This is a genomic window from Salinivibrio proteolyticus, from assembly GCF_027286365.1.
GTDB lineage: Bacteria > Pseudomonadota > Gammaproteobacteria > Enterobacterales > Vibrionaceae > Salinivibrio > Salinivibrio proteolyticus.
This window is the reverse complement of sequence record NZ_CP114584.1, coordinates 2,141,422-2,156,422: the sequence shown is the minus strand read 5'-3', so window position 1 is coordinate 2,156,422 and position 15,001 is coordinate 2,141,422. Positions and strand designations below refer to the sequence as shown.

General features: G+C 49.5%; 13 protein-coding genes. 5 read left to right on the top strand and 8 right to left on the bottom strand.

The window, feature by feature from the left end; genetic code table 11:
- Window positions 1-54: 54 nt before the first annotated feature.
- From dusC to N7E60_RS10245, 3 genes are read left to right on the top strand one after another with little or no spacing between them, the layout of a single operon-like run.
- Window positions 55-1,059: a tRNA dihydrouridine(16) synthase DusC gene (dusC, locus tag N7E60_RS10255; protein WP_069589999.1), complete on the top strand. Its 1,005-nt coding sequence runs from the start codon at window positions 55-57 to the stop codon at window positions 1,057-1,059.
- Window positions 1,047-1,679, top strand: coding sequence for an SEC-C metal-binding domain-containing protein (locus tag N7E60_RS10250; protein WP_269597408.1), 633 nt, complete (start codon window positions 1,047-1,049; stop codon window positions 1,677-1,679). Before dusC ends, N7E60_RS10250 begins: the two co-directional genes overlap by 13 nt.
- A gap of 19 nt (window positions 1,680-1,698) precedes the next feature.
- Entirely contained in the window at window positions 1,699-2,124 is a 426-nt protein-coding gene (locus tag N7E60_RS10245) for a (deoxy)nucleoside triphosphate pyrophosphohydrolase (RefSeq protein WP_077455714.1), read from the top strand.
- Between the two features lie 49 nt (window positions 2,125-2,173).
- Here N7E60_RS10245 and dsbB read toward each other — a convergent pair whose 3' ends face one another.
- Both dsbB and nhaB read right to left on the bottom strand, forming a co-directional pair.
- Window positions 2,174-2,713: a disulfide bond formation protein DsbB gene (gene dsbB, locus N7E60_RS10240; protein ID WP_269597407.1), complete on the bottom strand. Its 540-nt coding sequence runs from the start codon at window positions 2,711-2,713 to the stop codon at window positions 2,174-2,176.
- 91 nt (window positions 2,714-2,804) lie between these two features.
- Window positions 2,805-4,397: a Na(+)/H(+) antiporter NhaB gene (gene nhaB, locus N7E60_RS10235; protein ID WP_269597406.1), complete on the bottom strand. Its 1,593-nt coding sequence runs from the start codon at window positions 4,395-4,397 to the stop codon at window positions 2,805-2,807.
- Between the two features lie 393 nt (window positions 4,398-4,790).
- Between nhaB and fadR the strand changes: the two genes are divergently transcribed.
- The gene (fadR, locus tag N7E60_RS10230) at window positions 4,791-5,642 is read left to right on the top strand and encodes a fatty acid metabolism transcriptional regulator FadR (protein WP_069590007.1); all 852 of its coding nucleotides are present in this window, start codon (window positions 4,791-4,793) and stop codon (window positions 5,640-5,642) included.
- 126 nt (window positions 5,643-5,768) lie between these two features.
- Here fadR and N7E60_RS10225 read toward each other — a convergent pair whose 3' ends face one another.
- Genes N7E60_RS10225 through N7E60_RS10215 form a run of 3 tightly spaced genes read right to left on the bottom strand, consistent with a single transcriptional unit; the run spans window position 5,769 to window position 10,605 of the window.
- Entirely contained in the window at window positions 5,769-7,313 is a 1,545-nt protein-coding gene (locus tag N7E60_RS10225; RefSeq protein WP_269597404.1) for a SpoVR family protein, read from the bottom strand.
- A 41-nt stretch (window positions 7,314-7,354) separates the two neighbouring features.
- Window positions 7,355-8,629, bottom strand: coding sequence for a YeaH/YhbH family protein (locus N7E60_RS10220; protein ID WP_069590011.1), 1,275 nt, complete (start codon window positions 8,627-8,629; stop codon window positions 7,355-7,357).
- Between the two features lie 41 nt (window positions 8,630-8,670).
- Window positions 8,671-10,605: a PrkA family serine protein kinase gene (locus N7E60_RS10215; protein WP_077455717.1), complete on the bottom strand. Its 1,935-nt coding sequence runs from the start codon at window positions 10,603-10,605 to the stop codon at window positions 8,671-8,673.
- 319 nt (window positions 10,606-10,924) lie between these two features.
- On the opposite strand from N7E60_RS10215, the gene N7E60_RS10210 reads away from it, so the two are divergent.
- Complete coding sequence (locus N7E60_RS10210) at window positions 10,925-11,680, top strand: MipA/OmpV family protein (protein ID WP_269597402.1); 756 nt, start codon at window positions 10,925-10,927, stop codon at window positions 11,678-11,680.
- 93 nt (window positions 11,681-11,773) lie between these two features.
- Here N7E60_RS10210 and N7E60_RS10205 read toward each other — a convergent pair whose 3' ends face one another.
- The 3 genes from N7E60_RS10205 to N7E60_RS10195 all read right to left on the bottom strand — a co-directional run bounded on the left by N7E60_RS10205 (window position 11,774) and on the right by N7E60_RS10195 (window position 14,975).
- The gene (locus N7E60_RS10205) at window positions 11,774-12,667 is read right to left on the bottom strand and encodes a D-hexose-6-phosphate mutarotase (protein WP_077640611.1); all 894 of its coding nucleotides are present in this window, start codon (window positions 12,665-12,667) and stop codon (window positions 11,774-11,776) included.
- Between the two features lie 92 nt (window positions 12,668-12,759).
- Entirely contained in the window at window positions 12,760-13,755 is a 996-nt protein-coding gene (gene gapA, locus N7E60_RS10200; RefSeq protein ID WP_069590018.1) for a glyceraldehyde-3-phosphate dehydrogenase, read from the bottom strand.
- Between the two features lie 359 nt (window positions 13,756-14,114).
- On the bottom strand, window positions 14,115-14,975 hold the full coding sequence (locus N7E60_RS10195; protein WP_269597401.1) for a DUF2989 domain-containing protein: 861 nt from the start codon (window positions 14,973-14,975) through the stop codon (window positions 14,115-14,117).
- Between the last annotated feature and the right edge of the window lie 26 nt (window positions 14,976-15,001).

Sequence of the window (15,001 nt, the reverse complement as noted above, 5' to 3'; positions counted from 1 at the left end):
CGCTTTGCGGCAAAAGCTGGCAAAATAGCGCGCCTTACTGGTAAAGGTCATGGCATGAGTCAAACATATCCATCTGCCCCTCGCGTGGTTTTAGGCCCAATGGAAGGGGTACTCGATCCCTTAATGAGAAACCTGCTTACGGAGATTAATCATTACAGTCTCTGTGTGACGGAATTTGTGCGTGTGGTCGATCAGCGTTTACCCGAGAAGGTCTTTTATCGCTTGTGCCCTGAATTGCATCAAGGAGGCGTCACCGCCGCCGGCACGCCGGTGCGTGTGCAGCTGTTGGGACAAGATCCGGTGGCGATGGCGCGCAATGCCGTCCGAGCCATTGAGCTTGGCTCTCACGGGATAGATATTAATTTTGGCTGTCCGTCAAAAACGGTGAATGGCAACCGAGGTGGTGCGGCCTTGCTCAAGACCCCAGAGCATATGTTTGATGTGGTGAAAGCGGTGCGCGATGCGGTGGACTCAGCCCATGTGGTGAGTGCCAAAATTCGTCTTGGCTACAACGATTTGGATGACTACCCGGAGATTGCTGATGCGGTATACCAAGCTGGTGCCTCTGAGCTTGTTGTCCACGGTCGAACTAAGCGTGATGGCTACAAAGCGGGTACCATTCGTTGGGATTTGATCGCAGAGATAAATCAACAACTGCCTATTCCTGTCACCGCGAATGGCGATATTTGGCACCGAGAGGATGCGCTACGCTGCCAAGCCATCACGGGGTGCGACACCTTAATGGTTTGTCGTGGTGCCCTGAACATGCCCAACCTTGGCGCTCACATTCGAGACAATGTTGCACCAATGGCGTGGACAGACGTGCTTACGTTATTGGTACGCTATACCGAACTCGAGCTACAAGGTGATAAGGGCCAGTATTTCCCGAACCGAATAAAACAGTGGTTCAAATATTTACGTCAGTACTATCCGCAAGCAGACGCTTGTTTTAAAGCGATTCGCGTGCTCAATCGCGCCGATGAGATAGTGCGTGAGCTGGATAACGCTCGCCTCGCTGACGCGACTCAACAGATACGGGAGACAGAATGTCAACACTAATCACGCTTTCTTCTGAATGGGAAGGCATGCCAGCCAGCTTTGTAGAAGGCGCCCTGCTGGCCGCCAATATCTGTCCCGCACCGCTATCACCGGACACATGGTTATCGGTATTGATGACGGCAGGCCTTGATGAAGACGATGTCCATTTACCTGACGCCGATAAAAAGACGATCCTCGCGCATCTTGACGCGCAGTATAACGCTCTCATGCGCAACGACTATGAGTTGCCAGACGCGTTGATGCTGTCGTTACGTAGCGAACCGGCTCAAGCGTTTGCCGAAGGTTTTCTTGCGGTATGGCCTTATGTTGAGCCGCATTGGCAAGAAGCGACCGTCGGCGATGGAAGTCGCCGCATGTTATCCGCACTGGTGACCTCGATGCTGTTGCTGCATGACGAGGCGGGGACGCTGGCGCAAATGAAAGAAGTTGGCTTAGATATTGAGCCCGGTCGCTACATCGACCAATTGGACTTAATGATCCAAGAAGTCGCCAAAGCAGCAGATGAAGTGCAGCAAGGCAGCCATGGCGCCCATCAAATTAACCCGTTTAAGTCGATAGGGCGTAACGACCCTTGTCCGTGTGGCAGTGGCACCAAGTTTAAAAAGTGTTGTGGGCGATAAGCGATTGCAGGAGAGAACGATGACGCAAGTAAACACGCAAGCGGCGATTCGTGTGGTCGCCGGTGTGATTGGGCAAGCAAACCAAGTGCTTGTTGCTCAGCGCCACCCAGACAAGGCCTACATTAGCTGGTGGGAATTTCCGGGGGGTAAAGTAGAAGCGGATGAAAGCGATCAACAAGCTCTCGCGCGTGAGCTAAAAGAAGAGCTGGGAGTGACGGTAGCCGTCGGCGCGCCGATTGTCGAAACAGAATATGACTACGGTGATAAGCGCATTTTGTTGTGTAGCTATTGGTGCACCCTCGCCAAGGGAGAGCCTGAAGCCTTGAGTCATCAGGCCATTCACTGGAGCGAACCAAACCGACTCGATCCCGCGGTATTTAGTGCAGCGGATAGACCTTTGCTAGCCAAGCTACAAGCCGATACGCAAATCGTCTGCGAAGCCTAAGTGGCTGCAGATGCGCCGCCCTCGATTTGGAGGCGGCGCGTCAAGGTTACTAAGAAAAGATACGGCGCGGTGGTCGGCCAATAAATTGGGCGACGACGACCAACCCCCACACCACCAGCATGGCCGAGAAGATGCCTACCAACCATTGTGGCATCGAAAAGCCAAGCCATTGCCATACCACCTTGCTGCAATCACCATAAGCTTCAAATACCTGTGGAAGCCATTGATTGAGTGGGGCCCAAGCCGGGAAGTTCACCGCGACATCACACGTCGGGCCGAACAGTTGATTCGGATCCGGAAATTGGTAACTGACATGCTCAAGTGCCAGTTTTAGCCCCCAGGCAGCGGTCACCCCATAGCCGAGTAACCCCAAGGTGCGTAATGCAGCATTTTGCGGCGCAATCACGCCAACCAGTGCGGCTGCTCCCACGCCAAACAGTGCAACCCGTTCATAAATACACATCACACAAGGCGCGAGTGACTGGTGGTATTGGAAATACAGCGCTGTAGCCTCAAGACCGACAACACTCACGAGCAACAGCAGCCAAGAAAAACGACTGCGAGAAAACTGGTTTAAGGCGCGCCACATAACTCAAATTACTCCTGATACAAAAGAAGGCCCTAAACAGGGCCTTGCTATTCAATCGTTTGTTGAGCCTAAGGTCAATGGTAGAAGTGCGTTAGTGCGCACTCGGTAAGGCTTGTTGGGTCATATGAATGGTTTCAGAAATCCATCCTTGATGTAGCATCCATTCAGTGGCCGGCACCAAGAAAAACTCGATCCCCACCACGCCGAGTAGGCCCATTACGATGGTGTAAGGCAATGCCATATAGACCATGCGTCCGTAGGAGAGGCGAAGTAACGGTGCCAATGTGGAGGTGAGCAAAAACAAGAAGGCGGCTTGACCATTCGGAGTGGCGACCGAAGGCAGGTTTGTCCCAGTATTAATGGCGACGGCCAGCATGTCGAATTGTTCACGGTCGATAACGCCGTTGATAAGCGCGGATTTCACTTCATTAATATACACAGTGCCGACGAAGACATTATCAGACACCATGGACAGCAACCCGTTCGCGATATAGAACATGGTGAGCTGCATATGGCCCTCCAACGACAGGACGAGATCGATCACAGGCGCAAATAAGTGTTGGTCGATAATCACGGCGACTACCGAGAAGAACACCGCCAACAGCGCGGTAAAGGGCAGCGCCTCTTCAAATGCTTTGCCGATGTGGTGTTCATCGATTACCCCGGTAAATGCGGTTGCCAAGATGATAATACTGAGACCAATCAAGCCGACTGCGGCTAAGTGAAGGGCAAGAGCGGCAATCAACCAAACGGCGATCAACGCTTGAACCACCAGTTTAGCCACATCTTGTGGCGTGCGTTTGGCGCGTTGTGCTTTATCGTATTCCACCAGAATTTTAAGAACGTTATCTGGAAGCTGTGCGCCGTATCCGAATAGACGTAACTTTTCCACCAACACACAGGTGAGGAGGCCTGCGACAAAGACCGGCAGAGTCACTGGTGCCATCCGCAGAATAAACTCACCAAAATGCCAGCCAGCTTGATCGGCAATAATCAGGTTCTGAGGTTCACCTACCATGGTCATGACGCCACCGAGCGCGGTACCCACGCCCGCATGCATCAGTAGGCTGCGCAAGAAGGCGCGATAGTTTTCCAAATCGTTGCGACTGAGATCATCACTCAGGCTTTCATCTGAGGTGTGGTCATGCGCGGCGCCAAACTCTTTCCCTGAGGCAACGCGGTGATAAATCGAGTAAAAGCCCACGGCGACACTAATCACCACGGCAATCACGGTTAGTGCATCTAGGAAGGCGGATAGCGTCGCCGCCGCGACACAAAACGCGAGAGAGAGTGCAATTTTGGAACGGATCCCCAATAAGATTTTTGTGAAAATATACAGCAACAGCTGCTTCATAAAGTAAATCCCTGCCACCATAAAGACCAGTAGCAGCAAGACTTCAACGTTGGCGACCAATTCATGCTTTACTTGCGCGGGGCTTGTCATACCGATAGCGACGGCCTCAATCGCAAGCAGACCGCCCGGTTGCAGAGGATAGCATTTTAGCGCCATGGCTAAGGTGAAAATGAATTCGACCACCAGTAGCCAGCCGGCAATGAAGGGGTCAATCGAGAATACAATCGGGTTGATAATTAAAAAGGCGACAATGGCCAGTTTGTACCAATCTGGCGCTTTACCGAGAAAGTTCTTCAAAAACGCGGTTCTGAGTGTCATGGTCTTAGCCATAGTGAAAGTCTCATGGTTATGTATGCATCGTACAGGCGGCGCATGGCGAGAAAACACACGTACACAGAAACCATAGCAGCCCGTTTGAGAGAGCGATGGATCCAGTACGAGGAGCGGGTCACTGTACAAATTCGGTGTTCGGCAATGGCGAGCAGCGTAGGCGGTTGGTCGCAACTGCATGACGGATGTGCGCTATTTTGCCTTAGACATACTTTGTTACATCTTGTATGACATAATTTTGCGAATTATGCCCAGATTTTCATTGATCTGGTACAAAAATCTGCAGGATGTCACTTCATTGGCCCTGAAAACACGTAGCGGTTTCTGCCTGAAAAGACTAGTGGTATGATGAGTTATTAATCAGAGCAAGAAGCAAATTGGAATTAAGATTCAATGGTTATAAAGGCGGATAGCCCAGCAACGTTTGCTGAAAAATATATAATTGAAAGTATTTGGAATAATCACTTCCCGAAAGGGTCGATTCTACCGGCTGAGCGTGAATTATCAGAGCTTATCGGTGTGACCCGAACCACATTACGTGAAGTCTTGCAGCGCTTAGCGCGCGATGGTTGGTTAACTATCCAACATGGCAAACCGACCCGCGTAAACGATTATATGCGCACCTCTGGGCTGAGCATTCTCGATACGTTAGTGACGCTGGAAGGCCAAGACGTCCACGGAGTGCTGGAAGACCTGCTGGCTGCACGCACCGATATTAGCGGTGTTTACATGCGCTATGCTGCAAAAAATCGCCCGCAAGAGTGTATTAATCTTATCGATCATGTGATTAAACGCTGTGAGCAAGTGCTTGAAAGTGAGAGCTTTGAGCAGTTTATTGCCTTGATTGATGAGCAAGCCGAGGTGCTTAAAGACGTCAAGAAGATTCAAGATAAGTACGGCAAACAAGATCCCGCACTGTGTGAGCGGATTTCAATGGGACGTGCCTTTAACCACTTCGACTACATGCTGTTCCAAGGCATGGCACATTATTCTGGCAATAAAGTGTATGTATTGACCATTAATGGTATGCGTCAGATTTATTCGCGAGTGGGTGGCTACTACTTTATGGATCGCCGTGCGTGTGAGATTGCATTACGCTTTTACAGCGACTTGCGCGGTTTGATTGAAAACAATCAACATAATGCCATCAGCGATCGAGTGAAGCAGTACGGTCGTGAAAGTGGTGCATTGTGGTTTGGCAATCGTGAAACCATTGCGGCCAATATGGCCGAAGAAGAGGCCTAACCGACGCATTGCTTCAACCGAGGTGTAATGCTGTTTTGCGCCTCATCGGTTTAAACAGCAAAAAGCCAGAGGCCTTGTGCCTCTGGCTTTTTTGTCTATCTATCTTAGGGCGGACAGGTGGCAAGACTAGCTCCCGACTAACATGTCTGGGTCAAACTGCGGCCGTTTCGGACAGCTACTCAGTATTTTCCCTCGCCCTTCACTGGTTTCCTCTTCGAGGATCACTTCAAATCCCCAGAGTCGATGGACATGTTTCAGCACTTCCTCATAGGAATTGGCTAATGGGATGCGGTTATGAGGCACATAGCGCAGGGTGAGTGACCGATTACCGCGTAAGTCTACATCATAGACTTGGATGTTGGGTTCACGATTACTGAGGTTATATTGAGCAGAGAGTTTTTCTCTCAGCTGGCGGTAACCTTGTTCATTGTGAATACTGGTGACTTCGATGTAACTTTGCTTATCGTCATCATTGACGGCGAAAAGCTTCATATCGCGCATGACCTTGGGCGATAAAAACTGGCTGATAAAGCTCTCGTCTTTAAAGTTCGCCATCGCAAAATGCACCGTATCGAGCCAATCTTTGCCTGCAATCTCTGGGAACCAGTACTTATCTTCTTCGGTTGGGTTTTCACACATTCGCCGAATGTCTTGGAACATGGCAAACCCGAGTGCATAGGGATTGATCCCTGAATAATACTGGCTGTTGTAAGGCGGCTGTGCGACCACGTTGGTATGGCTGTGTAAAAACTCCATGATAAAGCTATCCGTCACCAAGCCCTCATCGTAGAGATGATTCAAAATGGTGTAGTGCCAGAAGGTTGCCCAGCCTTCATTCATCACCTGAGTTTGCTTTTGTGGATAAAAATACTGGCTAACCTTGCGCACGATCCGCACGATTTCACGCTGCCACGGCTCTAGCAATGGCGAGTGTTTCTCAAAGAAATACAACAGGTTTTCCTGCGGCTCGGCGGGGAAGCGCCGTGTCTCTTGCTCCTGTTCTTTCTTACCGCCCGGAATGGTACGCCACAGTTCATTCACTTGGGTTTGTAGGTAGTCTTCGCGGGCTTTTTGTCGCGCTTTTTCTTCAGCGAGAGAAATTTTCTGCGGACGTTTGTATCTGTCTACCCCGTAATTCATCAGCGCATGGCAAGAGTCGAGCAAGTTTTCGACTTCGGCGAGGCCATACTTCTCTTCGCATTCACTGATGTAATTTTTCGCAAACAGCAGGTAGTCGATGATCGAGCCGGCATCGGTCCATGTTTGGAATAGATAGTTGCCCTTAAAAAAAGAGTTGTGGCCATAACAGGCATGTGCCATCACCAAGGCTTGCATGGTGATGGTGTTTTCTTCCATTAAATAGGCAATACAGGGGTCTGAGTTGATCACTATCTCATAGGCAAGCCCCATATAGCCGTGCTTATAGTGACGTTCGGTCTCGATAAATTTTTTGCCAAATGACCAGTGATTATAATTAATCGGCATGCCGACGCTTGAGTAAGCATCCATCATTTGCTCGGCAGCGATAATTTCAATCTGGTTGGCGTAGGTATCGAGCCTGTAGTGCTCGGCAACGCGTTTAATTTCCTTGTGATACTGCTCAAGCAAGTCAAAGGTCCAATCCGGCCCATCATGGAGCGGCGTCTTACGTTTGCCTTTAGTGACAGCCATACCTAATCTCCCTGAAAAAACATACCGATGCAGAGATGGCGTCAGGCTTCGACCTGACGCTTAAACAATTCGCGGAACACGGGGAAGATATCTTCCGCCGAGCGAATATTCTGCATCGCAAAGTTGTCATGGCTTTCCGCGAGTGCCTCATATTCACGCCATAACGTTTGATGCGCGCGGCGCGTAATCTCGATATAGGCGTAATAGCGGCTGACCGGCAGTAAGCTTTTCTGCAGTAGCTCACGACAACCCGGTGAATCGTCTGCCCAGTTGTCGCCGTCAGACGCTTGGGCGGCATACACGTTCCACTCTGTGGGGTTGTACCTGTCTTTGATGATCTCATCCATCAAGCGCAATGCACTGGAGACAATGGTGCCGCCGGTTTCTTGCGAGTAAAAGAATTCGTGCTCATCGACTTCTTTTGCTTGAGTATGATGGCGAATAAAGACCACCTCTACATTTTTGTAGGTACGGGTTAGGAACAGATACAACAAGATATAAAAGCGTTTTGCGATATCTTTAGTCGCCTGATCCATTGACCCTGACACGTCCATCAGACAAAACATCACCGCTTGGCTACTGGGCTGTGGCCGTTTTTCGTAGTTTTTATAGCGAAGATCGAAGGTATCAATAAAAGGTACCGCGGCGATCTTGCTTTTCAGTGCTGCAATTTCCTCTTCAAGTCGCTTCATTTCCAAAGGCTGTGCTGGCTCAGAGTGACGCAAGCTTTCCAGCGCTTCCTCTAGCTCTGCCAGCTCTCGGCGCTTGCTCGCAGACATCGCGGTGCGACGCGCCAACGAGTTTTGCAATGAGCGCACAATGGCGATATTCGAGGGCACACCATTGGAGGTATACCCCGCACGGTGGGTCTTATACTCCACCATTTTTTGCATTTGATTTTTCTTCAGATTGGGTAGCTCGAGATCTTCAAACAACAAATCGAGATACTCATCTTTCGAAATTTGGAAGACAAAATCGTCTTGGCCTTCACCGTCTGGACTCGCTTGTCCGTCACCTGCGCCACCACCGCCTTCGCCACCGGGGGGACGTGCAATACGATCGCCGGGGCTAAATTGGTCGTTGCCAGGATGGACAGCATCACGCTGTCCTCCTTTGCCTTGGTGAAAGGTCGGTTCACGGATGTCGCGTGATGGAATCGAAATATCCTCGCCACTTTCGACATCAGTGATTGACCGGTTGTTGACGGCGTCGGCGATTGACTCTTTTATCTGCCTTTTGTGGCGGCGTAAAAAGCGCTGTCGATTGACGGTGCTTTTATTTTTGCCATTGAGCCGACGATCAATAAAATGCGCCATAACTCTCTCCCGTCACGTGTGTCCGCCCTGAAAGGGATGTGCTACGACGATTTACGTACGCGCAAATACCATTCAGATAGCAAGCGAACCTGCTTGCGGGTATATCCTTTTTCCATCATACGAGCGACAAAGTCGTCGTGTTTTTTCTGCTCGTCGCTAGACGTTTTGGTGTTGAATGAAATCACCGGTAGCAAGTCTTCGGTATTGGAGAACATTTTCTTCTCGATGACCGTTTTCAGCTTCTCGTAGCTGGTCCAAGCAGGGTTTTTTCCCTCATTATTGGCACGGGCACGTAGGACGAAATTGACGATCTCGTTACGGAAGTCTTTCGGGTTGCTGATCCCGGCAGGCTTCTCAATTTTCTCCAGCTCGCTATTGAGTGCCGAGCGATCGAACAGTTGGCCGGTGTCTGGGTCGCGGAACTCTTGGTCTTGAATCCAAAAGTCTGCATAAGTTACGTAGCGGTCAAAGATATTCTGACCATACTCCGAGTAAGACTCGAGATACGCCGTTTGAATTTCTTTGCCGATAAACTCGATATATTTCGGGATTAGATAGCCTTTTAGGTGCTCGAGGTAACGCTCTGCAATTTCTTGTGGGAATTGCTCACGTTCAATTTGTTGCTCAAGGACGTAAAAGAGGTGGACCGGGTTTGCGGCGACTTCTGCGTGGTCAAAGTTAAACACACGAGACAGGATCTTGAACGCAAAGCGGGTTGAGAGCCCATCCATGCCTTCATCGACCCCTGCGTAATCGCGGTACTCTTGGTACGACTTCGCTTTGGGATCGGTGTCTTTGAGGGTTTCACCGTCGTAGACGCGCATTTTCGAATAAATGGACGAGTTCTCAGGATCTTTCAAGCGAGAAAGCACCGTAAAGCGAGCGAGAATATCTAGCGTACTTGGTGAACAAGGCGCTTGTTTTAGCTCACTGTGCGACAAGAGTTTGTCGTAAATACGGATCTCTTCGGAGACGCGTAAGCAATAAGGCACCTTGACGATGTAAACACGGTCGAGGAATGCTTCATTGTTTTTGTTGTTGCGGAATGACTGCCATTCCGATTCGTTGGAGTGAGCGAGAATAATACCATCAAACGGCAGGGCAGACAGACCTTCGGTCCCGTTGTAGTTGCCCTCTTGCGTCGCAGTCAATAAGGGGTGTAGCACCTTGATAGGCGCTTTAAACATTTCGACAAACTCCATTAACCCCTGGTTGGCCTTACATAGTGCGCCAGAGTATGAGTAAGCGTCGGGATCATCTTGCGAAAAGTGCTCAAGCTGACGGATATCGACCTTACCCACCAAGGAGGAAATATCTTGGTTGTTTTCATCGCCGGGCTCGGTTTTCGCCACGGCCACTTGGTTGAGCACTGAGGGGCGAACTTTTACGACTTTGAATTGGCTGATATCGCCACCAAATTCTTTGAGTCGTTTGGCTGCCCAAGGCGACATAATGCTGCGAATATAACGTTGTGGAATCCCGTACTCTTTTTCTAATAGGTGGCCATCTTCTACGACATCAAAGAGACAGAAAGGATGATCATTCACCGGACTGCGTTCACCGTTTGCTGTCAGCACATAAATAGGTACTTGCTGCATCAAGCTTTTCAGTTTTTCTGCAAGCGAGGATTTACCGCCGCCGACAGGGCCGAGTAAATAAAGGATCTGTTTTCGTTCTTCCAGCCCTTGCGCGGCGTGTTTGAGGTAGGAGACGATTTGCTCAATCGACTCTTCCATGCCATAAAAGTCTTCAAAGGTCTTATAGCGTGAAATAACACGGTTGGAGAAAATACGACTGAGCCGTGGGTCGAGGGAGGTGTCAATCTTCTCTGGTTCACCGATGGCCATCAACAGGCGCTCGGCGGCATTGGCATAAGCGCTGCGATCGTCTCGGCACAGATCCAAGAACTCCTGAAGGCTCAATTCTTCGTCTTTTGCATCTTCGTAACGCTGACGATAATGATCGAAAATAGTCATGGTCCTGCCCCCTAAATCGTCTGATAACTCATAAAGAAAAGGTGGTCCTTTGGCTGAATTTCCCTTTTCCTCATAATAATGTTAGACCCCAATCCACGTTTTTGCGTGAAAGAATTGATTGTTTTTTCGATATTTTTTCCCCTACCATTGATAGGTAAATCAAATAGCCACTTGCAAGACAGCTTAGATTCAAGTTGTTGTAGTAGGCTGTCACGTTGAGAGGGTAATATCAGTGATGGTGTCCACGATAAGTGTGGTGTATGGACAGCTACTGGCCTAATTCTAAATTGTGCGTTGACCAGCAAATTAAGGAAGAAGAATGACTGAAAAGCTTGTTAAAGCGGCGGTAGCATCATGCCTACTACTCGCCGCGGGAAGTGTTTCGGCAGAAACACGTGTGTCAGCCGGTGTCCTCGCCGCCTTTTCTCCCCAACCTTATAAGGACACTGATACCGACCCGCTGATTGTACCGACCATTAATGTCGATACTGACCATTTCTATTTCCGAGGACTTACCGCAGGCGCGCGTTTGGCTCCCAAGGATGCTACGCATAACCTCGTCCTATCGACGACCTATGATCCACGTCGTTTTGATCCTGCAGATACCGATGACCCACAGCTAAGTTTACTTGATAAGCGCGATACGTCGGTTGTTTTGGCTCTAGCGTATCAATACCACTCGCCAATCGGCCGATTCCAAGCATTAGTCGGTGAGGGTGTGACCCATGATAGAGATGGTTTGTACGGGGAAGTCAGCTGGAAATATGGAATGAACCGCCAGCGATGGGGGATTTCACCCGAGGTGGGGTATTCCTACAACAGTAGTGACCTTAATCAACACCTTTATGGGATCAGCGCCGCGGAGGCCTCACGCTCTGGACTATCCGCCTACGAGCCCGGCTCTGCGGGACACTATTTTATCGGTGCTAGTGGTTATGTGATGCTGACAGAGCGCATCCAGCTGCTTGGTGGTGTTCGTTACACCAATTTAGATGACAACATTGCAGATAGCCCGATGGTAGACCAATCAACGGCCGCATCAGGCTACCTTGGAATGAATTATATTTTTTATTGATTCAGGCCCCAGCGAGCGGTCAGCCTATTCGCTTGGCCGCGACCAATATGCAAAAAGGCAGCGCAGGCTGCCTTTTTCGTGTTTGCAGATTATCTAGAACAGCAACTCACCATGTTTTTCGTCATGAATACAGGTAGTCAGTGTGTGGCTTTCTCCCGGTGCCAGCTGAATACTGGGTTGCTCAATGGCGGCTTCAATACAGACGAAATGTAGATAGCCGTCATCGTCCATATCAGACATTTGTACCGAAGCCGCTTGGCCTGGATTCCAGACGACTGCGCTCGTCTCGCCTTGATTATTGACGACAATACGTCGATATCCTGCCGTATCAGTCAGGGTTAATGACGAGGCTGAGTCGGTATAAATGCGGTCGACGGGCTCTTCAAAAGTCACGGTGCCAGAAGCGGGCTTTCTCTGTCCGTGGCTGAAATTGTCGAGATAATGGCTTCCCACACCCGCTACGGTTGCTTGTTCACTATCCGCAACGGAAAGGTAACTGTGCAGGGCGCCTCCGATCTTAAATGGCAGTGAGTCGGTGTTTTTTACTGTTAAAGCGACATCGAGTGTGTGGGTGAGCCTAAATGTCATAATGGCTTCAAAATCGTGTGGCCACAGTGCACGGGTTTTCGCAGAGGGGAGCAGCGATAATTGAATCGTCACACCTTGTGCATCTTCTTCAATGTGTTGAATGTCCCACATCACGCGGCGTGCAAAGCCATGAGAGGGAGAGCCCGTTTGGCCGAACCAAGGAAAGCAAACAGGAATGCCACCTCGTAGAGGCGTTTTTGCATCGTAGACTGCATTGCCACTCATCCAAATTAGTGGCGCCGCATCGCGTGGAGAAAATGACAGTAAGTGTGCCCCAAATTGACTGATAGTCGCATCACAGGCTGGATGTTGAATCCGAAGAACGGGGACGGCTTGGCGATAACATAAATCAACTGACGCCGAGAGCCGGCGCTCGAAGTGCAGAGTATGAGAAGTCATAATCGCGTCCTTTATTGCGCAGAAACGGCATAGAGCCCATAAACAAAAGGCGGCCAACGGCCGCCTTTAATCAATACTAGGCTAATTGCAACTTACTTAGAGATGTGTGCAACTAGGTCAAGTACTTTGTTTGAGTAGCCGATTTCGTTGTCGTACCAAGATACAACTTTAACGAATTTGTCGGTCAGTGCGATACCTGCTTTGGCATCGAATACTGATGTTTGTACTTCACCGATGAAGTCTTGAGAAACAACCGCATCTTCAGTGTAACCAAGAACACCTTTCAGCTCACCTTCAGACGCTTCTTTCATCGCGGCACAGATTTGCTCGTAAGATGCTGCTTTCTCTAGGTTGACAGTCAGGTCAACAACAGAAACGTTGGCAGTTGGTACGCGGAACGCCATACCAGTCAGTTTACCGTTCAGCTCAGGAAGTACTTTACCTACTGCTTTTGCTGCACCAGTTGAAGATGGGATGATGTTCTGAGACGCACCACGGCCACCGCGCCAGTCTTTCGCAGAAGGACCGTCAACAGTTTTCTGAGTTGCAGTGGTTGCGTGAACAGTGGTCATCAGGCCAGACTCGATACCGAACTTGTCGTTCAGTACTTTCGCGATTGGCGCTAGGCAGTTAGTGGTACAAGACGCGTTAGACACGATATCTTGACCCGCATACTCGCTGTGGTTAACACCCATAACGAACATTGGTGTTGCGTCTTTAGATGGACCAGTCAGAACAACTTTCTTCGCACCCGCTTGGATGTGCTGACGCGCTGTTTCGTCAGTCAGGAAGATACCAGTTGCTTCAGCAACAACGTCAACACCAGCCTCATCCCACTTAAGATCTGCTGGGTTGCGCTCTGCCGTTACACGTACTTTCTTACCGTTAACGATCAGGTTGCCGTCTTTCACTTCAACAGTGCCGTTGAAGCGGCCGTGAGTTGAGTCGTACTTCAGCATGTAAGCCATATACTCAACGTCAATCAGGTCGTTGATTGCTACTACTTCAATGTCGTCGCGCTCTACAGAAGCACGGAATACGAAGCGGCCGATACGACCAAAACCGTTAATACCTACTTTGATAGTCATTATGTTGCTCCACAACTTAATTTCTAGTGAGATGAAACTGGTAGTAAAATTACAGAATAGGACCCGTCCATGCAAGGGTAATCGCGCCCAAAATTGTTTAAAGTCAAAAAAAAGTACGGATTTTTTTTACATCACCTAAACATTTTGCGCCCCTGCGACTCTACCTGCCCCTTCTTTGACCAATAGGTACAAAACGAAAGGGTGAGGTATTGGATGACTGCTGGTGTACTGAAAAGCGTAGAAGCAGATGCGCAATCGTGAAAGGCAAGCACATCAATTCCGTTATTTATTGGCGAGCAATGGGTTGGTAAATTACTGACAGATAGAGGGAAGCGCCCGCATTCGCAGGCGCTTTGAGGTTAGGTCGGTTCTTTGGGGTCTAGCGCGTTGACTAGCGTGGCTTCGAAATCACCGTCTCGGATCGCTGAAGAGATGTCTTTTGCTAAGCTTTCCAACTGGTTGCGGCGTTCCTCTGACAGAGGATACAGCCGTGCTAACTGATCGCTATCGGCAATGGGTAAGTTATAGTCTTTACCCACTTTGGCCCATAGATACGCATGATCGAAGCGCTCTAATGCATGGTTAGTGGTCGCTAAGGATTTAATCGCTTCAGGGATCACTTCGTCACGTACCTCTTCATCGTTGCCGTCATACAGCTCAAGCACATGCAATAAGATACGAACGGTTTTGTGTCTGTCTCGGGTGACGTAATAGGTGGCGAGTCCAAGTTGAAGCTGGGGCGTTTCAAGATGCTGTGTTCCCTCAAGTTTTAGAAATTGAGGTAAAGCGCTGTTATCGCCTTGTGACCAGCGATAATAAATCACCGGTGGCTGATACGAGTCTTTCAATTCACGTTCTAAGCGTTCGATAGAATCATAGGCGTGATAGACCGCTTCGGTGCGCTTCGTTTTTCGCTCTTTTAGAGTGGTTGGTTCGATTCCCGCAACCAGCTCCATGCAGCGTAAATAGACTTGCGTCTGTTTGAGTTCGGCCAGTTTATTGAGATCACTGGGCTTTTCATCCACAGCTAACCGTTTGAAAATCAAGTCTGAACGCTCAAAACGGCATTGGCCATCACCAATGTTTAACCCTTCGCACAATTCAGGATGCGTATCACACACTTGGTTGGTGGTCGGTTCCCCCTCACAGCCAGCCAGTAGCAAAAGCATTACGCCAGCAAAGGGAGCAGCAGTGAGTGATTTAGGTAATCTCAAATGCATGGTTGTTCGTATCCTCAGTCAGTTGC